Raw genomic sequence first — 20,973 nt, forward strand, 5'->3', positions numbered from 1 at the left:
ACAAAGGAGAGTGCCATGAAAGCCAATGCCGGAGAGGTCTATACGGTCTACAACCAATATCTGAAACGCTACACCGCCTGTCAGGTGACCTATATTGCGCCGCCGGACATGGTGAGTAAGCAGCCCTGGGCGGTGATCCTCTCTCTGGACTGGGTGGGGGACGCCCCTCTGACTGCGGAGGAACTGCCTCATCTCCGCCCGCTCTACATAGATTTCATGTACTGGTCCCGTGACCTTCATCTGCTGCGGGTGCCGTTGGAGATCCCGCCCCAGTACACGCTGGTGGGCACACTTCCGCCCTTCACCGACCAGCCCTGCCGCTCCTACGGCGGCTGGAATGACGGCTACGATGTGTACCTCCAGATCCGGTGGCAGGCCATCCCGGAGCAACGGCGGCGGGCCTTCAAGGAGGCCATGGAGAGCGACGGGGTGACAGAGATCGGCGGCATCCCGGTGAAGGTCAGCAGCCATCGGATCATGGACCAGCACGAGCCATTCGACTCGGCGCTGGAACTAAAGGCGCTGCCCTGCCTCTCCGACCTCATTTGCGAGCGGTGGCACCCGGATCTGCTGGAGTTTTTGCGGGGCAATCCCTTCATCCGTGAACTCACCCTGCTGAACCACAGCCAGAGGACACTTGATCTGCGGGGCACCAGCATCAGAAAGCTGATGCTGGACATGACCGGCCTTCAGGAACTGTGGCTGGGTGAGGGAACGGAGCAGCTCCTGTTCCAGAGCAAGGGGCCGGACGCCTGCACCATCCATGCCCCCGAAGATGGCAGCGGCTTGACCCTCCAATTTATCGGGGAATACCGCCCGCACACGGAACTGCCGAACCTACGGGGGCTGCATGGCATCGAGCTGAAGGACTTTGATCTGACCGGGCTGGCTGCGGTTCATCCCCACCTGAAGGAACTGCGGTTCTGGGGCGCGCCGGGAAACCTGGGGAACTTCTCCGCCGTGGGAGGGTTCCGGGAATTGACGAATCTCTCCACCTTCGACCTGTTTGGCTTTGGCGCGGACGACATCCCTACCCCGGAACAAATGCCGGAGCTTCGCTGGTTCTGGATGACCAGCCTGCCGGAGACGGCGGCAAAAGCGGCAAAACAGCTCTGGAAAAGCAAGCCGGGAATGGATCTGCGGATCACCAAACCCCGGAAACCGGAGTGGCTGGCGCAAAACCTGGACAATCCCTTCCGGGGCTGGGACGGTGCGGAGCATATCCCCGCTTCCGCTGCGAAAAAGGCAGCCAATCAATACCGCAAGACCCGTTCCCAGCTGATGAAGCTGGCCGCTGAACCGGGCGTGGACGCCCAGGCCCAGGCGCTGGACGCGGTGGCCGTCTACACCCAGACCTTCAACAAGATGGGCTTTATCGAAACCGAGGAGCGGGATGAAATTTACATGGCTCTGCGGGGTATCCTGGATGCCCTGCCGGGTGATACGCTCCAGAAAGATGCCCTGATCGAGAAGTTTGAGGAACTAAGAGATTTTTGAGGAGAACGAGTAGCATGGTAGAGTTCAGCAAGAATTATAGCTCGGCATGGATGGAAATGATGTCGGCCTATCAGATTTTTCGGGCAAAGCTGTTTGATTGGGCCCATGAACCAGATCAAAAAAAGCAAAAGGATTTGCTGCTGGAGCTGGACTCTTGGGAAAATCGGGATATTCACAGAAGAATGCTGGTAGTAGATCTTCTGCGCAGCACAGAGATGTGGGACGAAAAAGCCCTTCTCTTAGTTCTGAAAGAACTGACAGCGATTGCCCTACAGGAACAAGATGAGACTGCCGCTTATGCGAGAATGGCATTGTCTAAAATCAAAGACCCGTCAGAGCGACTTACCATTGCCGATGAGGTGCTTCGTCTCTCAGTAGTCGAGGGCGAAAAGGCGGAACCTGATCCTGTTATATTCCACAACGGCTGCCTGCTGCTGTATGATTTGCACTGTGAAGCAGAGCTCTCGCAGTATGCAGATCGGTATGCAAATCTGATTGAGCAGGCATATGGTTTAGATGGAAAAGACTTGGCGGAGATGAAAAAAACGCTGTCCGCCGATCCTTGAATTGAAAGGAGTGTGTGGGTGCATGAGCCGAATGGTCGATGAACCCTACTTTACATACAGTGCATACAACGCCCTGACCTCCGGCATTCAAGTGAAATGCCCCAAGTGCCACAACGCGGGCGTGGTGACAGTGGACGATGATAACGCCTGTTTCCGCTGCTTGAGCTGCGGACATCAGGAGACCCGTGACCGGACGATCTACCGCTATGATGTCCATAACCAGTGCAAAGACTGTGGCAGGTACTACCGGGTGGATATTGAAGATGAGGCAAAGCAGCACTTTTCCGTTCTCCATGTGGCTTGTCCCTATTGTGGAACAACCATGCCAGGAAAAGTTCATAAAACAGCGGAGGCGTTTTCATATATTGGCGAAATCAGGGGTGGACGAGAACCTTATTTCGGCCTGGAGCTATGGTTTTTGACCTCCTTCCAGGGTAAGCCGGTCTGGGCCCTCAATCGAGAGCATCTTGCCTATCTGATCGCCTATCTCAGCGCCGATTTGCGAGAAAAGCCATCGGGAAGAGCGAAAAAGACCCAGGCCGACCATCTTCCCACCTTCATGAAAACCGCAAAGAACCGGGAGCGGATCGTGAAGCTGCTGAAGAAGCTGCAAGAGAAATGAGGAAAACAACATGGCACTACAAGATCAGAACATCATGCCTCCCCCTTGGCTGGCCCACCGGGAGATCGAGCGATACTCTATTGGCTGGCGCATGGGCTATGGGGAGGATTACATAGACCGATTTGACGATTGGAGTACAGCATGGCAGAAATGAAACTTTATGAACTGGAAATGCTCCGCAGCAGGATCTATCACGGGGAGCAGGAACTGATTTCCACTCTGACACTGGAGCAATTCTTTGCCCTGCTGTCTCACGACTATGATACTGGTTTTGCTGCTGGAAAAGCCTCCGCACAGAAGGAAATTCTCTGTATGCTGGCAGCGGACGGGATGCCTGCTGAGAAGATTGCGCTTCTATTGCAGATGAAGACAGAGTTGGTGCGGGAGATCACAGCTACCAAGCAAGCCCACATTGAGAAATGCAGAAAGAAACTTGAACAGGCGGTGAAGCCATGAAAGACCTTTGCAAATACGGAAACCGACCGGAGGTCGAATGGGAAATCTTGCCCTGGATACCTGACCCGCGCCCGCCATTCAAAATTTGGGTGAAGCCGGAGCAGATCGCGCCATTCTTTCTCATTCCCCACCACCCCTATGCAATCTCCCTTCTGCTAAAGATCAGCGACGGATTCCGGACAGAGGAATTCCGCAGGCTGGGACTGACTGGGAGCAGCGAGGACTGGGAGCGGCTTGTTCGGGGCGTGATCCGGGAGTTCGAGGAAAATAACAGCGGCGTGGATCTGTTTCACTTCAACTCCGACGAGGATGTGTTCTGCGTCTGTTCCCAATACATCGACGATTTGATGCTACTGTCCAAAATGATCCGGGCGGCCTGTGACAATGAAAAAACGATGGGGACTTATCTGGGTATAGGTGAGGTGAAACATGAGAAATAAGGAGCAGGAGATGGCATGGCGAAAAGTAATAGAAGCCTGCATGGAGGATGTGAAACACAACTTCGATGACATCCAGCAGGCCATTGAGTTTGGCTACTACATCCAGCCGGACAACTACTTTGTGTCCTACATCTTTGCCACAGACTCGCAATTAGAGACGGCGCGGCGGAGCGGCCTGACAGAACAGATCAATTCCTATCACAGAGAGCAGCTGATAAAGCGTCATTACCCCATTGAGGGAATCAAGGACTGCACCTTTGCCTCACAGGAGGAATGTGACCGGGAATTTGGCGGGAATTGGTATTACTATTTCAAATGATACGTTGAGGGGATCGAAATGATGGAGTACATCAAGCTCTTTTGGGAGGACGCACCGGAGGGAGAACCGTCGGTGATCCTCTATGAAGTGGATACAAAAAATGAGCGGCTGGTTCTCCGCTCCATTGACATCTTTATGGACGGTCACACCCACAACATACCTGACCTTTACGACGGTGCCATCGAAATCATGCCCGTCCCCACGGTGGAGGAACTGAACGCCCATGTCTGGGGCGAGGAATTCCACGCCTGCGTTATAGAGAAAGCGGAATTTGAGGCCATTTGGGAAACTCATACCTATGATGGAGCGTTAAAGTAGCCAGGAGGAGTCCCTATGAACAAAATCTTAAAAACCAAAAAACTGCCGCTGTTCTCTATTCTCGACCTGAACGAGCTGCGCCGGGAAAACCATCTGGAGGGCGCAAGGCTGACAGACTTTTTCACGGCAAGGGATGGAAAAGTCTATCTTCTCATGGAACAGCCCTCCGAAACACAGGGTAAGGACTGGCTCAGCATTCCTTCCACCTATACCGCGGTGGAAATCCAGTTGGATTGGGCGGAACAGCGGGTGCTGGAAACGACGCTGTTTCCTCTTGGTCTCTTGAAGTTCCAGTTCCATTATTTGCGGCCTGCAGGTGAACACTTCCTCCTGCTGGGAGCAAGATGCGCCTATCGGGAAAACGGCCCCGACCAGAACGCCTGGATCGTCAGCCGGGACGGAGCTGTGCTGTCCCGTTTCTGCCTGGGGGATGGCATTCAAGACTGCGTGGTAAAAAAAGATGGCACCATCATTACCAGCTACTTTGATGAAGGTGTATTTGGTAATTACGGTTGGGATGAACCTCTGGGTGATTGCGGCCTGATTGCATGGACATCGGATGGAACTCCTCTCTGGAAGAATGAGAAGTATTCCATCTATGACTGCTACGCCATCAGCCTGGACGAAGAAGAAAACCTGTGGTTTTATTATTACGATGAATTCCGGCTGGTGCGGACGAACTTCAAAGAGGACTTTGTGTTTGAACTGCCAATCGAAGGAAGCGGAGCTTTTTCTGTTGCCCCGTCCGGCAATACCTTCCTGTTTCAAGGCGGATACCAGCAACGGGACAAATTCTACTTCCTTACTGCTCATGGTGATCGTCTTGGGCAAAAACAGGAGGCTATTCCCACCTGTGACGGAAACAAGGTCGCTGTGGAGCAGTGCAGCCTACTTCGCAGCCAGATGCTGTTCCTCGGGAAAAACGGTGTTCTCTATGGAGGTATTTTGGGGGGCGATGGCCTATGAAACAGACCGATATTTATACGGAGGCTCTGATCTGTCTGCGGTCGATTTTACAGACAGACCACCCGGAATTCAAAAACTGGATCGGCTGGCTGGAGCGGGATATTGAGGACTGGACCCAGCGGCGGGAGGTTTCCCACCACCTTCGGGCATACGGAGGTATGGGCTCGTTCAATGACCTACCCAGTATGCGTGGAAATCACGACTATATTTTCGGCTTTCTCAAATCAGTGTGCTATGCCTTCGGTCACCTTTATGGAAAACAGGAAGGCATTTCTCCGGAGGCACTGATGGAGGAGTGCCTGCACGATGTAGAGCAGGCCGCTTATCACCCCCATAAGGAATTGAACCGGGCCATTGCCCAACACTTGATGCAGGGCGATCTACAGGAAAATCTGGATGCTCTGTGAGGGAAACACAATGCATGACATGAATTTGGAAAAATACCGCAGTAAAATTCAAACTGCTTATAAAGCAAGCCCCTTCACAAAGGGTATCTTCCCGGAACCAGAGGATGCTGTGAAACGATTTGAAAGCAGATATGCTCCCATTCCGGCAGAGTACCGCTGGCTGCTTTTGAACTTCGGCGGCTGCTATTTGGCTGAGCCGTGGATCTTCACACTAAAGGAATTGGAGGAAGCCTACCCCACATTTCAGGATGCCTTTGTGGACTACATGAGCGAATGTGAGCATGGTCCTGTATTTCCTATTGGCGGTTTGGGTGATGGAAGTATCGTATTCCTTGACTTGGAGAGCGGCAGAGTCCAGGGTTATAACTGCGACTATTCCAATTTGGAGGAGATCGCAAATAGCTTTTCCAGTCTGCTCCTGAGCCTTGTGGAGCAGGCATTGGAGATCGGAAAACTGTGCGGAGAATCGTGAGGTGAGCACATGGCAAAGGGCATTCGTGAACGCCTGCTGAAGCAGGCAATCAAATTCCATCAGTGGCAGGAAATCACTTATCCCGGAAAAACCACCGAGGAGATTGGCGGTGCGTGGGAGGTCGATTACCCTGCGTGGAATGATATATTTGATGCCTTTTGCCATGTGTTGACCCAAATGGATGCAGAAACGGCAGACAGCGTCCTACTGGATGAGATGGTCTATCTGATCGCCAGGGACAACGAAGCGGAGGGGTTTATACAGGAGACCACTTCCCATCCTCAATGGTTCGAGTACCTCTGCCGCAAGGCCGCAGCCTCCAATGAGAGTGAGGCCAAGTGGCAGTTTGCCGCGTATCTGCCAGAATGTCCGTGCAGCCAGGAAGTCAAAGACATGATCCTGGACTTCGCAAAGGACCCCAATGAATATGTGAGCCGGCGGGCGCTTTTGGCGATGCCTGCTCTGCGTCCTGACTGTGTGGAACAGTTCGCTCCGCTGTTTTGGGAGCGCAACTGTTACTCTCCTGAACTTCAGGAATACCAGCGGATCGCCGTTCTGATTTCACTGGATGCCATCCATTCCGACCAGCTTCCACAATACTTGGAATGGGCCAAGCAGGATGGTCAGAGCTATCTGCTGGAACACGCAAAACGAATCGAAGGAGGACTTTCCATGAACGAAAAACTGTCCCGTCCCCAATTCAATCAAATGGATACCACCGAGAAGCAGGCGCTGATGGAAAGCCTGGCTGCTCGTTATACTATGACCTTTCTCGGTCTACATACCTTTGACCACTGGGGCCAGAGCTGCACCACCGGCATCTTCAAGAAAGATGGTCGGGAGTTCGTCTTTGTCCCCGGCGATACCGTCACCCTGGGCTGGGAGCAGTTTGCCGAGGGACTGAATCAGGAGAGCCGGGAGGAATTGGACTATCTGTTCCAGGAGTGGGAGATGGAACCGCAGAACCCGGAAGAGATGATCCGGGAAAGCATGGCTCCCGTTCGGCAGGCGGTCATTGGCCCCATGCTGGTGGGCCGGGAGCTGGAGGAACTGTGCTGGGAGCCGGTCAAGATGGACGATCCCAGGCTGACTGCCCACCCTGACTGGCTGAAGGAATTCCGTGATTTTGCTTGGAGTGACAGCAGCAGTCTTACCTTGCATCAGTCGGCCCGCATAGAACGGACAGAAGATGGATTTCATACCTGGATCTATCACTGCACAGACTACGATGCGCTTCTTGCCGGGCTGGAAAAGCAGGGGCTTTCGCTGCCCACAGCGGACGAGTGGGCCTACCTGTGCGGCGGCGGATGTCGGACCCTGTTCCCATGGGGAGATGGGTTAGACTACTCCATGCGTCTACGCTGGTTTGAGGACATGGATGAGGATGAGAACCGGCCCTATGATATGGAGGAACCCAACTTCTTCGGCCTGTCCATCGCCTACGATCCCTATATGCGGGAAGTGGTGCAGGCTGATAGACTTACCACCTGCGGCGGTGACGGCGGGTGCAATATCTGCGGCGGGCTGGGCCCATTTCTCGGTTTCCTACCCTGTTCGCCCCACTGTAAGCCGGAAGTGCAGGAGGACAAGGAACTAAACGGAGATTATGACTTCTACCGGCCCATTATCCGGGTGGAGAACCATGATTGACAATAGAAGCTTGATACGAAATAAAGAAAGAGAGGTGCCGACATGGGAGCATGGGGTATAAAAGCATTAGAGCGTGACGAAGGGCTGGATGTACTGGACATCCTCAAAAATGAATATGTACCGGAGCATCCGGTAATGGATCTGGGCGAGATGATTGAACTGATGAAAGAGGAAGTCATGCTGGGATCTGACTTCTCACAAATCGACTTCCTCTTTGACAATACTGCGATGGCTCTGGCGGAGCTGTATTTCCAATGGAAGGATAACGGCAAGCTGGACTACGATCATGAAGAAGCTATATGGGATAAAATCACCGGTTTCACAGCATCCAAAGAAGCCATTGCCTTCCTGCTGCGGCAGCTCACCGACATCAAAAACGAGGTGCCGGACGAGGACGGCATCCGTGAGATTGTGGATCTTTGGAAGAACGAGGATAGCGGTGAGATCGCTCCTGCGTGGTTGGAACACTTGAATCAGCTCATTGATCGACTGGATTCAGAACAGGAGGCGTGACAGATGTATATCAAAAAATACTGGGGCAATTTTATTGGCGGCTCGGATGACAGCCTGAACCTTGTGGCATTTTTGGAGGATCAGAAACAAGAGGAGATCCCCCTCAGCGAGATCTTCGCCAAGATCGGTCTGGACAAGCAGAACTGGGACTTCCGCCAGACCGTGGAGTATCTGGAGTTCACCCATTCGGACGGCGTGGAGATGGACTTCCACTTCGCCATTGATGTGGTTACCGACCTGGCCGCCATCCTGCTGGAGTGCTGCGTCAGCGGCAGTGTGAACCTCCAGGATCTGGACGAGTACAACACCCCCGCCCGTCGTGTCCGCATCACCGCCACGCCAGAGGAACACGACGCCATGAACAAGGCCCTGGCGGACTTTGTCCATGCCCCGCTGGAATACGACCTCAGCGAGATGATGGGCGAGGATGAGATCACGGATATGGCTTATCAGGTGGAGATGCTGCGGAAGGAGCTGTACGAAGCCTCTGGCCGCAACCGGAACTACCATGTAAAGGCGGAAGATGTAAAACATCTGCTCCCTGACTGGGAGGGTGCCGATGGCTGTATCGCCACCAACCGTATCACGGTGGAGGGCTACAAGGTCGGCTACTGTTACCGGGAGAAGCCGGACGGCGGCTGGGACAGTGGCTGGCGCTTCACCGCTGGTGACGAGAGTGAGGCGTACATGGACGATCCCAACAACGCCGGGATCTACAAACTGAATACGATCTGCAACGACGATCCCGACATCATTCCTCTGCTGAACACCCCCGCCCCCTGCGCCTTTGAGCGGGATGAGAACGGCGTGTTCCAGCAGATCAAAAACTGGAAACCGGACGAGGACGAGGAGGACCCGGATATGGATATTTTGAAGCAGTGCCAGAAGTGGCATGAGGAGGACAAACACCAGAAAATCGTTGACGCACTGGAGACAATCTCTGCCGAGGAGCGTACCCCGGAAATCGATATGGAGCTGGCGCGGGCCTACAACAATCTGGGAGCACCTTCCAACCGTGCGCTGCTCAAAAAGGCCATCGCGCTCTTGAAACCTCATGAGGAATACTTTCAGGGCGATCACTACTGGAACTTCCGCATGGGCTATTCTTATTACTACCTGGATCAGGGGGGCCGAGCCTTGCCTTATTTCCGCAGGGCGCTGGAGGCCCGCCCTGACGATGAGGACACCAAGCGATTCATAGAATGGTGCGAAGCGGACATTTCTCGGCCATGGTTTTCGATGTGCTTCCGGGAGCGGACAGAGGACTGGTGGGAAACCTTTGCCGAGATGGAAGCAGAATTGCGCCAAATGATGGATGAGGACAAAGACCACACCCGAGGTGCGGAGATCGTGGCCCAAATGGAGGAAACCCTGAATTTGGTTTTTGACGAGATTTCCTTCGAGATGGGCTTCAATGGCGAGAAGTATGAGCTGATCCTCACCCCGGAGGGCGACAAGGTCAAGCTGTTTGAGCTGGTCTACTTCCAGAAACACGCCCCCAAGGAGGTGCTGGAGCAGTGGAACATCCTTGTGGGCCGTCAGCCCCTCCAAAACATCGGACTGCGCACCGACGATGGCTGGGATATCTCCGGGGAGGATGTGCAGATCTGGCTGGAGGAGCAGGGTGAAAACAGCTTTGCCATCTCCGCCTACTGTGAAAAGCTGCTGCCTATGCTCCGGGAGGAGGAAGGCCGGGCCTGGTGGATGCTCACTACCCTCACCGACCAAGTGCTGGGCGAGATCCCTCACATGAGATACATAGACAGTTTTGATGTGCTGGAGGAACCAAAGGCGGAGTCGTCCATGCTTATGTCCCAGCTTCCCGACGCTTTGAAGGAGCGGGGCCTGGAACTCTCCACTGATCCGGAATCCTATCTGGAGAGCTATCTTGGCTACGAAATGAAACCCAATGAAGACCCCAACGCCGATTGGCGGCTGGATGTAATGGCCGGTTCCACCTGCTGTGTGCCGCTCATCAACGGCTATCTGAATGCCGACAACGACTTTATGGACGATCTCCATGCCGACGGAGCGGTAGCGGGCTTCTTCTGCTATCCTCTGGATACCCTGCGGGAGGAGGAAGGAACGGAGAAGATCTTCGACTTCCGGGACAAGCTGGAGGAAGTGCTCACCACCGGCGACGGACCGGAGGTTCTTACCCTCACCGGCGGAGCCACCGGCCTTTTCTGCGGCTATGTGGACTTCATCGCCTGGGACATCCGGACGGCGCTCCAGATGGCAAAGAAGTTCTTCGAGGACAGCGACATCCCCTGGGCCACTTTCCACACCTTCCGCCGGGAGGCAGGTACAGTGAACCTGAAAACGCCGTCCGAGGAGGAACCGGACGATGAAGATCAGGTCTCCGAGTTGGACGAGACACTGACGGGCATGGACTACATTCCCTACACCCCGCAGAACGAAGAAGAATTCTTCCAGCAGCTGGAGCAGTGGAACGACGAGGACGAGTACACCCGCTGTATCCAAGCACTCAATGCCATCCCAGAGGTCTGGAGGAACTATCGCACCGCCTACGCCCTGGCACGGGCGCTGGAGAACTATGCCATCATTGGGGACCACGGTGAGGGTACTCCTAACTATAAGGGAGATAAGGCCCTGCGCCGAGCCATCGAGGTGCTGGAGTCTGTCCGAGAAGAAGGACAGGATAAGGCTCCGTGGAATATGCGCATGGCCTATGCCTATCAGTATCTCTATGGTCAGGAGGAAAAGGCCATCCCCTATGCCCAGCGGTGGGCGGAGCTGGACCCCGAAGACAAGGATGCCCCGGCGGTGATTCAAGAGTGCCAGAAAGAGATCGCAAAGCGGGCCGAGGCAGAGGCCGAGGATGAGAGTGACCACACAGGCGTTTTCACCGGATTTGTCCTCCTGTCCAAGGGAGAATGGGATAAAGAGCAGTTCATCCGGGACATGAAGGAAAAGTGGGATATCGCCGTGGATGAATACAATGCCAGTGAGGAGAAGGACGATGACGCTCTGGTGTTCGAAGTGGGCGACATGGTCGCCGCCGTCAGCCTGGCGACCTATCCCATCCCCAACGGCGAAGCGGAACTGAATGCCGAGAACAACTATATGTGGGAGGACGCCGTCAAGGTTGCCAGAGAGCACTGCGCCCACATCATGGTGGCGGTGCTGGGCAAGGAGGAAAACCTGCTGGAAAAGGGCAAGCTCTACACCAAGGTGGTCGCCGCCTGCTGCTGTCAGGAATATGCCACCGGCATCTACACCAGCGGCGTGGTGTTTGAACCCCGGTTCTATGAGGGCTTTGCCGACATGATGCAGGACGACGAACTACCCATCTTCAACTGGATCTGGTTCGGTCTGTGGAGAAACGAGAATGGCATGAATGGCTACACCTACGGCATGGATATGTTCGGCAAAGACGAGATGGAGGTGCTGGGCACCGATGCCAAGCCGAACGACCTGCGGGACTTTTTGGCCAGCCTTGTGTCCTATGTGCTGGAGAACGATGTGGAACTCCACGATGGAGAAACCATCGGTTTTGCGGCAGACGATAAGCACACCATCACCCGCAGCCCTGGCGTCGGTCTGCCGGAGGAGCAGATGACGCTGAAAATCTCCTGGGAGTCATCGGACGGTGACCCTGACGATGACGGTGATGACCCGGACGGCGAAATGCCCGAGGATGAAGAAGCCGGTGTTCCCGAGGTCTACACCGAGGAGGAGATGGAGGCCGTCGAGGGACACATCCAGCAGTATTTCGGCAAGGTCGAGAATGTGTTCCACGAGCTGGTTTCTCCAGACATCCATGTGGACATCTGCATGGTGCCGCCCACTGAGGAGCGGGACTACTACACCCTGGTCACCATGGGTATGGGCGCCCACCGGATGAATGTGCCGGAGGAACTGGCGGGGTACAAGCTGGAGCGGGCGGAGCTGGCTATTGCCCTGCCTGCGGACTGGAAGCTGGATCAGGAGTCCATGAAAGACGAAAAGTGGTACTGGCCCATCCGCCTGCTGAAATCCTTGGCCCGTCTGCCCATCAACTGTGACAGTTGGTTGGGACATGGTCATACAGTGGAGAACCGGGAACCATTTGCAGACAACACCAAACTGTGTACTGCTACCCTGATCGGTCCCCAGGATACGGAGGATGGCAGCGGGGTCTGCACCCTGCCGGGCGGCGAGGAGGTCAACTTCTATCAGGTCATTCCGCTTTATGAGGACGAGTTGGACTATAAACTGGAACATGATGCAGACGCTCTGCTGAACAAAATGAGGGGGATCAGTTTTGTAGTAAACCCCACCCGCCAGGATGCTATCACTCGTGGCACCCTTTCCAATGATGATTTTGACGGTGAGATGGACGATGCTTCCTATCACATCGAGAGCATTGAGGAGAAGGAGCTGCCTATTGACCCCATCAATGCTTATAACCACATGGCCATCTATCTGCGCTGGTGTATGGAGCACGACCTGATGGGTGAAGCATTCCTTGCAGAGTACGGAGAGGTAGCAGAAAAGGTCAAGGCAGATCCTTCCAGTGTGGATCTGCGGGCGTTTATCCGGGATGAGCTGGACGGCTGCCTGTTCTCTGTGCTGTTCAATAAAATTGGACAAGCCTTTGCGGGCTATTACTATGGAGAGGGCGACAGTCCCTACTATCCTGCCGATGTTGACGACAACGCCCTCCGCTTCTTCGGCCCGGAGCGGTATCACTCCGATGAGTTCCAGGATGAAGCCTACCTGTTCATCCCCTTTGACGAGGGCTACTATCAGGCTATGGCAGAGGTGATCGAAGAACGCTTTGCCAACTGGCAGGGACAGGACTTCGACGAGGACACACTGGAGCCTTCCGAGGTGGCTCAGGCCATCATGGAGTATTTGGACTGCGAGTGTACCTATTTCCCATCCATGGCAGATGATGACCCCATCATGTCGGCATACAGCTACGCCCAGCGGCTGGGGGTACGGGAGGGCTTTGTTCCCGTGCTCATCAAGGCGGATGACGAAACGCTGTTGGAGTGTCTGGTGATGAACGCCGACCCGAAGAATGATGCGGACATTTACGAATTTGACCTCAAAGCTGTAACGGAGTACCGGAAGAAGATGCTCTCTACCCCCGTCAAGGACGGAAAGGCGGTTTTGGAGGAATTGACCGGCCAGCGCAAGGAAGAAGCCAAGGATGACGATATGGACTGGGATGAGGAAGTCATGGGCGAGATGGAGGGCGGAGAACCTAATGACCGCTTCTCCAGCTACTGGGATGATGATACTGAGATGACCTATCCGCTCATTCTGGCCAAGATCCCGGTGAAGAATCCCTGGGAGATCTTCACCTACCTGCCCTTCGGAAACTGGAATGACTGCCCCGACATACCGGAGCTGATGGCTGCGGCCAAATACTGGTTCGAGCAGTACGGCGCGGTGCCTGCCGCCATGAGTCACGATGAATTGGAATTCCTACTCCCGGCCCCCGTCCCCAAGGAGAAGGCCATGGATGCAGCAGTGGAACTGTATGGCTTCTGCCCGGATCTGGATCAGAATGAGGATGGAAGCATTGGCTCCTTGGCATATGCCCTGTGGCAGTCCACCGTCTGGTACTTCTGGTGGGATTGATGGGAGGTTGTGACCATGAACGAATACCTGAAGCAATATATTGAACTCCAAAAGCAGTTTCGAGAGACAAAAGGAAATCCAGACAGTGTCCGCGCTCTCTATACTTTCAAGGAGAAACTGGAGCAGTCGGAAGACAAGCAGGCCAAGGAAGTGCTGGTAGATGTGTATGATCTGCTGGACTTCAAGGAGGATGCCTACGAACTGCTCTGCCAAATCGGAAATCGTTCCGATAAAAAGACCCTCAAGCGGCTGGGCGTCTTGAAGGACTATGCGGAAAACTGGGGCAATCATTACGCCCTCCCCAAGCCCAAAACGCCGGAGGAAAAGCAGAAAGAGAAGGAGCGGCAGGCCCAGCTGGGTCTGCCCACCTTCCGGTATCACCCCAATCCGCTGGAAACCGGCACTTTTGAGGAGTCTCCAGATGGTGTTGTCTGTGACTGCTGCGGCAAGATGACCCACATTTTCTATACAGGCCCCTTTTACGCTGTGGAGGATATTGAGTATCTGTGCCCGGAGTGTATCTCCAGCGGCGAGGCGGCCCGGAAATATGACAGCAGTTTTCAGGATGATTACGCTGTGGATGATGGTGTGGACGATCCGGAGAAGCTGGACGAGCTCATCCACCGTACCCCCGGCTACTCCGGCTGGCAGCAGGAATACTGGCGTGCTCACTGCGGCGACTACTGCGCCTACCTGGGCCATGTGGGTGCCAGAGAACTGCGGGCGCTGGGTGTACTGGATGATGTGCTGGACGATCCCATGTGGGATGACGAACAGAAGGAAATGATCCAGGAATCCGTCAATGGCGGGCATCTGCAATGTTATCTGTTCCAGTGCCTCCACTGTGGAAAACACCTGGTCTGGATGGATTTTGATTGAGAAGGAGGTGCCTGCACCAATGGAAAAAACCTTCCTCAACCCCGTCACAAATAAGCAGTGGCGGATCGAAATTGACGAGAATACCATCCGAACCTGCTTGAATGGCGGGAAGGTCAAGGAGATCCTGTGCGACTCCGGCTTCCAGGCCAAGAGCAAGGCTGCCAGCGCCATGATGGGCCAGATGCGGAAAGGATTTGTCTATCAAAATCCGGATGCCGCTGTTGGGCAGGCGCGGTGCCATCGGTTTGTTGGAAAGGACAACAACGGCTTTATGCCCCTGGCTGCCGCCCTCACACGGGATGACTTCTTCCTGACGAGGGTGGTCGGAGATTTTGAGGATGAAACCCTCTATCACTTCGACGGCAGCGGAGAGATACTTGAAACGGTCTCTCTGGGTGCCAAGCGGATGACCTATGAGCAGGTTCTCTGCCCCAATGATACTCTGCTGCTAAACAACAGCTATCTTTTGGAGCAGTTCTCACTCCGCACCCATGAGGTTACGCCCTTTGCCAACAGGAAAAACAGCATGAGGGCCATGCTGGATGCCAGTGGTGACCTGGCCCTGTGGTACACAGGCGAGGAGATCGTCGTCTTTGACTTTGGCAGCAACACAGAGATATGGCGGGAAACGGTAAAATGCAAGAAGTCAAAAGACCCGAATTTTGCCTATTACTGCTTCGGGATGCTCTCTCCCCGGCAGAGCAAAGCGGCCTACCGCGTCACCGAGGGTGAGTATGTGCTGGTCGATTTTAAATCCGCCCAAAAAGTAGTGATCCCCAATGAGGGATGGCATCCCTTTTTCTCCCCGGAAGACCAGTGCTTCTCGGTGGGCGGCAAGTTCTATCTGACCCAGACCGGAGAGGAAATATCCAATCCTTTCCCGTTTTCTGTCCGGCAGGGGCTGAGTTTTTCGGATACCTGCACGGTGCGGACAAGGGGCAGTCTGATGGCCGTTCAGCAGGATCGTGGCAACTCCCCCATAGAGGTGTGGGATACCGGCAGCGGCCAGCTGCTGACCACCATTGACGACCCCTTTGTGGTGCGGCAGACGAATTTTTCCTTTACCAAGAGCGGACTTGTCCTGCACACTGATTATGGTGCCATGAGCATCTATTCCTGCGCCCTCTGAAACGGAGGCGGACGAAATGGCGTATGCTGATTTGAAGAATAAACTTGATGAGTATAACTGGGATGACGGGTTCGAAGTCCCAAGAACAATCCTCGCTGACCCGGATTGCGATTTGGCATTGGCGTTGGAGATTTTCTATTTGGCCGGCGGGTACGAATACTTGGAAAAATCAGCGAGAAGAACTAAGCTGCAAAAGTGGAATTCATTTATTACCGTCCTATATGAAGACATCTTAGACAACAGATTTCCAAAGACAGATGCATCGTTCGAAATCCCATTGAGCAAGGTGCAGAAGTATAAACTGCGGAAAAAGGGAGCTGCGGAAATCTTTCTTACGGATTTATAGTTTTTCATTTATCAGGGAGAATCGCACCTATGGACAAAGAATCATTGACTGAAAAACTCCTGGACTTGGTTGAGGGACGGGAAACTCCCGAAACCTGGAGGAGCTGGTGGGACGAACATGAGACGGAGTTGGAAACCCTGCTGAGTCGGGGTGAATTTCTGAAACTGAAGCCCTGCCGACACGGTTTTCAGTGGGTCCCGGTGTTTGGCAGCCAAAAGGGAGCCATCGCCATTCTGGAAAAGAGCGGCACAGCATTTGAGACCAGCAATCTCTACCAGGAGCAGTATCTGGCCGAGCTGGACGCTTTCTGCAAGGAGCGGGAGCGAGTGCAGCGGGAAAAGCAAAAGGAATTCAAGACCAACAACCCGGAGTTGTTTGGCCGATACCCCAAGTTCTCCAAGGCGTTGGCAAAGGTGCTTGACCCCTCTGACGAGATCCAGCCTGCCGCCACGGAGGAGCAGATCAGGAATCAAGAAAGCGTGCTGGACTTCACGCTCCCGTCCCAGGTGCGGGAGTTCTTCCTACTGACCGCAGGCATCAATGTATCCACAGGCGTAATCGTTGAACTCTCTGGAACATTTCATCTGACCATCCATGGAGAGCGGTATTGTGTGCTGGGCGAGTTCTGGAAAGAAGCGGACGGCGACCAACTTCTGCTCCGCCCCGGCGAGGAAACCATCTGGTACTACGCCCATGAGCAGGACAAGGTAAAGCGCCTCTGCAATGATATGACAGAACTGCTGGAGAAGAAATTGGCGAGGTATCTCAATGAGCACTGAAAACATCGCCCATGAAAAGCGCTATCGAGACTGGCTGGCGCAGTATGATGCTATGTTTGCACCGGAGAACCGATCTCCTCAGCAAGACGAGCAGTTTCCGCTGACGGATGGATACTCCATCCGCTCCAAAGCCTACATCTATGATGGCGATCTGCATCTCTGCGGCAGCGAGAGCGAACTGCTGGACAATGAGGGCAAGGTGCGGTATGCTTGGCGTAATCTGGACACGGATGGTGAATTCTGCTCCCTGTTTCGTCACCGCAACGGAAAGCACTATCTGATTTTCCGTACAGAACTGTATGGATACAGCGTCCTGGAGGTGGAGAGCGGACAGGAGATGCACTATGTCCCAGCCTGTGTCCACCCGGAGGAGGGCCAGAAAGCCGAAGAAGTGTTCATCTGGGCTGGCGCGGACTACGACCCCGACACGGATCTGCTGGCTGTCATCGGCTGCATCTGGGCCTGTCCCTACTCCACTATCGTGCTGGACTTTTCCTGCCCACTCCAGCCCCAGCCCCCGGAGCATTGGCTGGATCTGCGGCACATCGTTGACCCGGACGACACCCGGTTTGACGATATCGAGTTTGTCCGCTGGGACAGCGACAGCTTGCTTCTTCGGGGCTGCGACACAGAGGATGACCGGTGGAAAGAAATAGCCATTCAAATAGAACAGATTCAACAATCCCTGATGGAAGGCAAAAGTGTCTGCCATGCGAAAAGGATTTATGGCATAAGGAAGAATGAAAATGACATTAGAAGAAATGTTCTGTGATCTCTATGATAAATATGGTAACGATTTTAACTGGTATATGATCCCCTTCACACAGGCAGACGGGGCATTTGTTGCTGAACTAAACAAAGAAATGGGACAAGACCACTTCTTATACGGCAAAAAAATCTGGGCGGCTGCGAAGTGTGAATCCAATGATGATGTGTTATATGTTCTCAGAAACGGAATGGGACGGGACATTTACTATCTGGTCCATTTGACTTACTCAGCACATAATGCGGACGGATTTCCCCAGTATGAGGAGTTTGCAGATCTATTTGCAGTAAAAGAATTTATAGAACGATCCTATATTGAGGGTTATATGTGATCTTCAAATTTTAATTTGTGAGGAATCTACCCTTGCCCACAATGGCATCAGAAAGGAGGCGGCCACTATGTCAACCTGGAGCGGAATCCGGAACAAATTAGAGAATGACTACCTGTGTCCGGCACTCCGGGGCCACATCCAGTATTTTGCCACCAGTTACAGCAAAAGTGCTGACCATGAGGGCCGGGCGGCCATTCGCATGGACGGCGTGGAGGTGCTGCGGAGCAACTACTACACCTATTTTGAGAATGTGTGGACGAAATTTCATCACTTGCGGTCCACAACGCTGAAAGATTGCGACTCTGCAAAAGAGGCCATTAACCAGGCCCATGCCTTTGCGCTGGAGCAGGGCACCTTTGACCAAAAGGTGTTCTATGAGGCGTTTGGGATCTTTGACAACCAGAGCATTGAGAAAAGCCTTGTCAGCGAGAATCCCCTTGTTCGCATTTTTGCCCTCCTGGACCGCAGGCTGGGAAAGCGCCGCCTGCTGGCTTTGGAGGAATCCATGGAGCAGGAGCTGGACTGGGTGCGGGCCTTCTATGTGATCCGGATGCAGGCAGAAGGGCTGATAGAAAAAGAATAACATTCAGGAGAAACTTCTATGTCACAAACCGCATCCTTTTATCTTCTCAAAGAGGGCCGGCGGCAGGAACTGTCCAACGGCGACTGCTCCGACGCGGTCTATATGGCCATCTGGGACTGGTGTGAGAGCGAACTGGATCTGGATGTCCGTTTTCCTGCTCCCCAGACGGAGGACACCCTGGACTGCGCTCTGCTGGAGGGAGAGCTGGCGTCTCAACTGCTGGCAGCTCTGCGGGAGCAGGACCTCCCGGAGCTGGCCGCTGAAATTGCCCCGGACTGGGATCTGCCCACCGAGACGGTGCAAAGCGGGCTTGAAACGCTGCGCTCCCATCTGGAACTGGTGCAGGGCGACGCTGCCCTGCTGTATGAGATGACTTGACGGGGCCATGCCCCATAGAATATTGCGAGGAAATTATGATCGAAATTAAAGGAAAATACAATGAGGCCAAGATCTTCACCGATGTGGTGGACAGCGCCTCCATCGCACAGGTTCAGGAGCTGTGCAATCAGGAATTTACGGCGGGCAGCCGCATCCGGCTCATGCCCGACATTCACGCCGGGGCGGGCTGTACCATCGGCACTACCATGACTATCACCGACAAGGTGGTGCCCAATCTGGTGGGTGTGGACATCGGGTGCGGCATGGAGACCACCCGCATCCGGGAGGGGCGGCTGGAGCTTCAAAAGCTGGACAAGCTGATCTATGAGAAAATCCCCTCCGGCTTCTCCATCCGGGACAAGGCCCACCGCTACCTCAATGAGATCGACCTGAGCGAACTGTGCTGTGCCCGCCATGTGGATCTCCTCCGGGCGGAAAAAAGCATCGGTACGCTGGGTGGTGGGAACCACTTCATTGAGGTGGACAAGGACGACGAGGGAAATCTCTACATCGTGGTCCACTCCGGCAGCCGTCACTTGGGTGTGGAGGTGGCCAGCTATTACCAGGAGGCGGGCTATAAGGTGCTCAACCGTACCGATGATGCGTCCCTGCAGACGCTGGTGGCTCAGATGAAGGCGGAGGGCCGGGAGAAGGAGATCCAGAAAGAGCTGAAGAAACTGAAAAACCTCAAGCAAACCAACATCCCCAAGGCCCTGGCCTATGTGTCCGGGGAGCTGTTTGAGCAGTATATCCACGACATGAAGATCGTCCAGCACTTCGCCATGCTCAACCGGCAGGCCATGATGGACGAGATCGTCAAGGGCATGAAACTCCATGTGGAGGAGCAGTTCACCACCATCCACAACTATATCGATACCGACGCCATGATCCTGCGGAAGGGGGCTGTGTCCGCCAAGGCGGGGGAGCAGCTGCTCATTCCCATCAATATGCGGGACGGGAGCCTGCTCTGTGTGGGCAAGGGCAACGAGGACTGGAACTGCTCCGCTCCCCACGGCGCCGGCCGCCTGATGAGCCGGGCGGACGCCAAGCAGTCCTTCACGGTGTCTGAATTCAAAAAGCAGATGACAGAGGTCTACACCACCTCGGTGAGCAAGGCCACCCTGGATGAGTGCCCCATGGCCTATAAGGGGATGCAGGATATTCTGGACAACATCGGCCCCACGGCGGAGGTGAGGAAGATCATCCGCCCTATCTACAACTTCAAGGCCGGGGACGAGGATTGAGGAAGCAGTATGCTGGCAGGAAAATTTCAGAAAGCAATTACCGGCCTTGGCATGGAGCGGCTGGAGCATCCACTGTTCTGCCATGCGCCGGTGGGCATCCGGTTTGAGATCGGTGGGGAGGAACCAATCTATCTGGACAGGAGCGCGGCGAAGCTGAAAACCAACCCTGCTTATGTTCAGGGGGCGCTGGACCGGGCCGCCGCGATCTATCGGGCACTTCCGGCGGTGCCGGACCTTCTGCGGATCGACGGGTATCCCGATGAAGAACCCGCCGAGTCCCGGCTGGCCGTTATCCGGCAGCGAGTGGGACTCCCAGTTCCCGATGAGCAACTTCCAGCCACAGAGCTGGACGAAGATGGGGATACCCATGCACAAGTGCAGTTTTACTGGGATCTCAGCAAGATCAGTTTTCAACCAGAGCTGCTTCTTCGGGAAATCATTCTGGGGGACATCGGCGGCTGGAACGGCTTTGTGTCCAGCGTCTATCTGGCTGGTCTGGGGCCGTTCCTCTACCACCTGTACGATGACCGGGGGCTGGATGTGCTGGGCAGTTCCAGAGAACTGCTGGAGTATGCCGGGACAGGAAAGAGAAAGGGAAAAATCCACATCACAAATTTGGTTGAGGAGCAAATCTCTCTTTCAAAGAAAACAGATGATGTGATATAATAAAATAGTAAAGTATACCCATTTAGAAATTTGTAACCCGAGGTCTTGCTA

24 protein-coding genes are annotated in these 20,973 nt (G+C 54.3%); all 24 read left to right on the forward strand.

Annotated elements, in window-relative coordinates; genetic code table 11:
• Window positions 1–15: 15 nt before the first annotated feature.
• The 24 genes from ACESY8_RS14190 (at window position 16) to ACESY8_RS14305 (ending at window position 20,922) form a co-directional block, all read left to right on the forward strand.
• Window positions 16–1,497 (forward strand): hypothetical protein, encoded by a 1,482-nt coding sequence (locus tag ACESY8_RS14190; RefSeq protein ID WP_156621909.1) that lies wholly within the window; start codon window positions 16–18, stop codon window positions 1,495–1,497.
• A 14-nt stretch (window positions 1,498–1,511) separates the two neighbouring features.
• On the forward strand, window positions 1,512–2,063 hold the full coding sequence (locus ACESY8_RS14195; RefSeq protein ID WP_156621908.1) for a hypothetical protein: 552 nt from the start codon (window positions 1,512–1,514) through the stop codon (window positions 2,061–2,063).
• A gap of 22 nt (window positions 2,064–2,085) precedes the next feature.
• Window positions 2,086–2,685, forward strand: a complete 600-nt coding sequence (locus ACESY8_RS14200; RefSeq protein WP_156621907.1) for a hypothetical protein — start codon at window positions 2,086–2,088, stop codon at window positions 2,683–2,685.
• Window positions 2,686–2,695: 10 nt separating this feature from the next.
• On the forward strand, window positions 2,696–2,839 hold the full coding sequence (locus tag ACESY8_RS14205; protein WP_243270590.1) for a hypothetical protein: 144 nt from the start codon (window positions 2,696–2,698) through the stop codon (window positions 2,837–2,839).
• On the forward strand, window positions 2,827–3,141 hold the full coding sequence (locus ACESY8_RS14210; RefSeq protein WP_087303073.1) for a hypothetical protein: 315 nt from the start codon (window positions 2,827–2,829) through the stop codon (window positions 3,139–3,141). Before ACESY8_RS14205 ends, ACESY8_RS14210 begins: the two co-directional genes overlap by 13 nt.
• Complete coding sequence (locus ACESY8_RS14215) at window positions 3,138–3,581, forward strand: Imm51 family immunity protein (RefSeq protein ID WP_498794802.1); 444 nt, start codon at window positions 3,138–3,140, stop codon at window positions 3,579–3,581. Before ACESY8_RS14210 ends, ACESY8_RS14215 begins: the two co-directional genes overlap by 4 nt.
• Complete coding sequence (locus tag ACESY8_RS14220; RefSeq protein ID WP_498794803.1) at window positions 3,571–3,900, forward strand: hypothetical protein; 330 nt, start codon at window positions 3,571–3,573, stop codon at window positions 3,898–3,900. The genes ACESY8_RS14215 and ACESY8_RS14220 overlap by 11 nt, the downstream gene beginning before the upstream one ends.
• A gap of 18 nt (window positions 3,901–3,918) precedes the next feature.
• Window positions 3,919–4,218 (forward strand): DUF6881 domain-containing protein, encoded by a 300-nt coding sequence (locus tag ACESY8_RS14225; protein WP_498794804.1) that lies wholly within the window; start codon window positions 3,919–3,921, stop codon window positions 4,216–4,218.
• 15 nt (window positions 4,219–4,233) lie between these two features.
• Entirely contained in the window at window positions 4,234–5,184 is a 951-nt protein-coding gene (locus ACESY8_RS14230) for a hypothetical protein (RefSeq protein ID WP_498794805.1), read from the forward strand.
• The gene (locus ACESY8_RS14235) at window positions 5,181–5,591 is read left to right on the forward strand and encodes a DUF6966 domain-containing protein (RefSeq protein WP_006877311.1); all 411 of its coding nucleotides are present in this window, start codon (window positions 5,181–5,183) and stop codon (window positions 5,589–5,591) included. Before ACESY8_RS14230 ends, ACESY8_RS14235 begins: the two co-directional genes overlap by 4 nt.
• 10 nt (window positions 5,592–5,601) lie before the next feature.
• Window positions 5,602–6,063 (forward strand): SMI1/KNR4 family protein, encoded by a 462-nt coding sequence (locus ACESY8_RS14240; RefSeq protein WP_338022118.1) that lies wholly within the window; start codon window positions 5,602–5,604, stop codon window positions 6,061–6,063.
• Window positions 6,064–6,735: 672 nt separating this feature from the next.
• Window positions 6,736–7,713, forward strand: a complete 978-nt coding sequence (locus tag ACESY8_RS14245; RefSeq protein ID WP_033118031.1) for a hypothetical protein — start codon at window positions 6,736–6,738, stop codon at window positions 7,711–7,713.
• 42 nt (window positions 7,714–7,755) lie between these two features.
• Window positions 7,756–8,226, forward strand: a complete 471-nt coding sequence (locus ACESY8_RS14250; protein ID WP_021630247.1) for a DUF4259 domain-containing protein — start codon at window positions 7,756–7,758, stop codon at window positions 8,224–8,226.
• Window positions 8,227–8,229: 3 nt separating this feature from the next.
• Window positions 8,230–13,821, forward strand: a complete 5,592-nt coding sequence (locus tag ACESY8_RS14255) for an immunity protein Imm33 domain-containing protein (protein ID WP_498794806.1) — start codon at window positions 8,230–8,232, stop codon at window positions 13,819–13,821.
• A gap of 15 nt (window positions 13,822–13,836) precedes the next feature.
• On the forward strand, window positions 13,837–14,700 hold the full coding sequence (locus tag ACESY8_RS14260; protein WP_156621905.1) for a CbrC family protein: 864 nt from the start codon (window positions 13,837–13,839) through the stop codon (window positions 14,698–14,700).
• A 19-nt stretch (window positions 14,701–14,719) separates the two neighbouring features.
• Window positions 14,720–15,829 (forward strand): hypothetical protein, encoded by a 1,110-nt coding sequence (locus ACESY8_RS14265; protein ID WP_156621904.1) that lies wholly within the window; start codon window positions 14,720–14,722, stop codon window positions 15,827–15,829.
• Between the two features lie 16 nt (window positions 15,830–15,845).
• Complete coding sequence (locus tag ACESY8_RS14270) at window positions 15,846–16,175, forward strand: DUF4274 domain-containing protein (protein WP_156621903.1); 330 nt, start codon at window positions 15,846–15,848, stop codon at window positions 16,173–16,175.
• A 29-nt stretch (window positions 16,176–16,204) separates the two neighbouring features.
• On the forward strand, window positions 16,205–16,954 hold the full coding sequence (locus ACESY8_RS14275; protein WP_156621902.1) for an SMI1/KNR4 family protein: 750 nt from the start codon (window positions 16,205–16,207) through the stop codon (window positions 16,952–16,954).
• A complete protein-coding gene (locus ACESY8_RS14280; RefSeq protein WP_421823212.1) occupies window positions 16,944–17,726 on the forward strand; it encodes a hypothetical protein in 783 nt (260 codons plus the stop codon). Before ACESY8_RS14275 ends, ACESY8_RS14280 begins: the two co-directional genes overlap by 11 nt.
• Window positions 17,701–18,051: a hypothetical protein gene (locus tag ACESY8_RS14285; protein ID WP_156621900.1), complete on the forward strand. Its 351-nt coding sequence runs from the start codon at window positions 17,701–17,703 to the stop codon at window positions 18,049–18,051. The genes ACESY8_RS14280 and ACESY8_RS14285 overlap by 26 nt, the downstream gene beginning before the upstream one ends.
• Before the next feature lie 67 nt (window positions 18,052–18,118).
• Window positions 18,119–18,634 (forward strand): SF0329 family protein, encoded by a 516-nt coding sequence (locus ACESY8_RS14290; protein ID WP_156621899.1) that lies wholly within the window; start codon window positions 18,119–18,121, stop codon window positions 18,632–18,634.
• An 18-nt stretch (window positions 18,635–18,652) separates the two neighbouring features.
• Window positions 18,653–19,012, forward strand: coding sequence for a hypothetical protein (locus ACESY8_RS14295; protein ID WP_156621898.1), 360 nt, complete (start codon window positions 18,653–18,655; stop codon window positions 19,010–19,012).
• 35 nt (window positions 19,013–19,047) lie between these two features.
• Entirely contained in the window at window positions 19,048–20,256 is a 1,209-nt protein-coding gene (locus ACESY8_RS14300; RefSeq protein WP_156621897.1) for an RtcB family protein, read from the forward strand.
• A 9-nt stretch (window positions 20,257–20,265) separates the two neighbouring features.
• Window positions 20,266–20,922 (forward strand): DUF3885 domain-containing protein, encoded by a 657-nt coding sequence (locus ACESY8_RS14305; RefSeq protein WP_156621896.1) that lies wholly within the window; start codon window positions 20,266–20,268, stop codon window positions 20,920–20,922.
• The last annotated feature ends 51 nt before the right edge of the window (window positions 20,923–20,973 follow it).

This window comes from Clostridium sp. ATCC BAA-442, from assembly GCF_964239415.1.
Lineage (GTDB): Bacteria > Bacillota > Clostridia > Oscillospirales > Oscillospiraceae > Flavonifractor > Flavonifractor plautii.

Excerpts from the sequence above, each read along its gene's own strand:
- ACESY8_RS14225 (WP_498794804.1), top strand. The coding sequence starts at position 3,919 with ATGATGGAGTACATCAAGCTCTTTTGGGAGGACGCACCGGAGGGAGAA.
- ACESY8_RS14260 (WP_156621905.1), top strand. The coding sequence starts at position 13,837 with ATGAACGAATACCTGAAGCAATATATTGAACTCCAAAAGCAGTTTCGA.
- ACESY8_RS14215 (WP_498794802.1), top strand. The coding sequence starts at position 3,138 with ATGAAAGACCTTTGCAAATACGGAAACCGACCGGAGGTCGAATGGGAA.
- ACESY8_RS14230 (WP_498794805.1), top strand. The coding sequence starts at position 4,234 with ATGAACAAAATCTTAAAAACCAAAAAACTGCCGCTGTTCTCTATTCTC.
- ACESY8_RS14240 (WP_338022118.1), top strand. The coding sequence starts at position 5,602 with ATGCATGACATGAATTTGGAAAAATACCGCAGTAAAATTCAAACTGCT.
- ACESY8_RS14255 (WP_498794806.1), top strand. The coding sequence starts at position 8,230 with ATGTATATCAAAAAATACTGGGGCAATTTTATTGGCGGCTCGGATGAC.
- ACESY8_RS14295 (WP_156621898.1), top strand. The coding sequence starts at position 18,653 with ATGTCACAAACCGCATCCTTTTATCTTCTCAAAGAGGGCCGGCGGCAG.
- ACESY8_RS14210 (WP_087303073.1), top strand. The coding sequence starts at position 2,827 with ATGGCAGAAATGAAACTTTATGAACTGGAAATGCTCCGCAGCAGGATC.
- ACESY8_RS14220 (WP_498794803.1), top strand. The coding sequence starts at position 3,571 with ATGAGAAATAAGGAGCAGGAGATGGCATGGCGAAAAGTAATAGAAGCC.
- ACESY8_RS14270 (WP_156621903.1), top strand. The coding sequence starts at position 15,846 with ATGGCGTATGCTGATTTGAAGAATAAACTTGATGAGTATAACTGGGAT.
- ACESY8_RS14305 (WP_156621896.1), top strand. The coding sequence starts at position 20,266 with ATGCTGGCAGGAAAATTTCAGAAAGCAATTACCGGCCTTGGCATGGAG.
- ACESY8_RS14200 (WP_156621907.1), top strand. The coding sequence starts at position 2,086 with ATGAGCCGAATGGTCGATGAACCCTACTTTACATACAGTGCATACAAC.
- ACESY8_RS14285 (WP_156621900.1), top strand. The coding sequence starts at position 17,701 with ATGACATTAGAAGAAATGTTCTGTGATCTCTATGATAAATATGGTAAC.
- ACESY8_RS14205 (WP_243270590.1), top strand. The coding sequence starts at position 2,696 with ATGGCACTACAAGATCAGAACATCATGCCTCCCCCTTGGCTGGCCCAC.
- ACESY8_RS14190 (WP_156621909.1), top strand. The coding sequence starts at position 16 with ATGAAAGCCAATGCCGGAGAGGTCTATACGGTCTACAACCAATATCTG.
- ACESY8_RS14300 (WP_156621897.1), top strand. The coding sequence starts at position 19,048 with ATGATCGAAATTAAAGGAAAATACAATGAGGCCAAGATCTTCACCGAT.
- ACESY8_RS14280 (WP_421823212.1), top strand. The coding sequence starts at position 16,944 with ATGAGCACTGAAAACATCGCCCATGAAAAGCGCTATCGAGACTGGCTG.
- ACESY8_RS14265 (WP_156621904.1), top strand. The coding sequence starts at position 14,720 with ATGGAAAAAACCTTCCTCAACCCCGTCACAAATAAGCAGTGGCGGATC.
- ACESY8_RS14245 (WP_033118031.1), top strand. The coding sequence starts at position 6,736 with ATGAACGAAAAACTGTCCCGTCCCCAATTCAATCAAATGGATACCACC.
- ACESY8_RS14275 (WP_156621902.1), top strand. The coding sequence starts at position 16,205 with ATGGACAAAGAATCATTGACTGAAAAACTCCTGGACTTGGTTGAGGGA.
- ACESY8_RS14250 (WP_021630247.1), top strand. The coding sequence starts at position 7,756 with ATGGGAGCATGGGGTATAAAAGCATTAGAGCGTGACGAAGGGCTGGAT.
- ACESY8_RS14195 (WP_156621908.1), top strand. The coding sequence starts at position 1,512 with ATGGTAGAGTTCAGCAAGAATTATAGCTCGGCATGGATGGAAATGATG.
- ACESY8_RS14235 (WP_006877311.1), top strand. The coding sequence starts at position 5,181 with ATGAAACAGACCGATATTTATACGGAGGCTCTGATCTGTCTGCGGTCG.
- ACESY8_RS14290 (WP_156621899.1), top strand. The coding sequence starts at position 18,119 with ATGTCAACCTGGAGCGGAATCCGGAACAAATTAGAGAATGACTACCTG.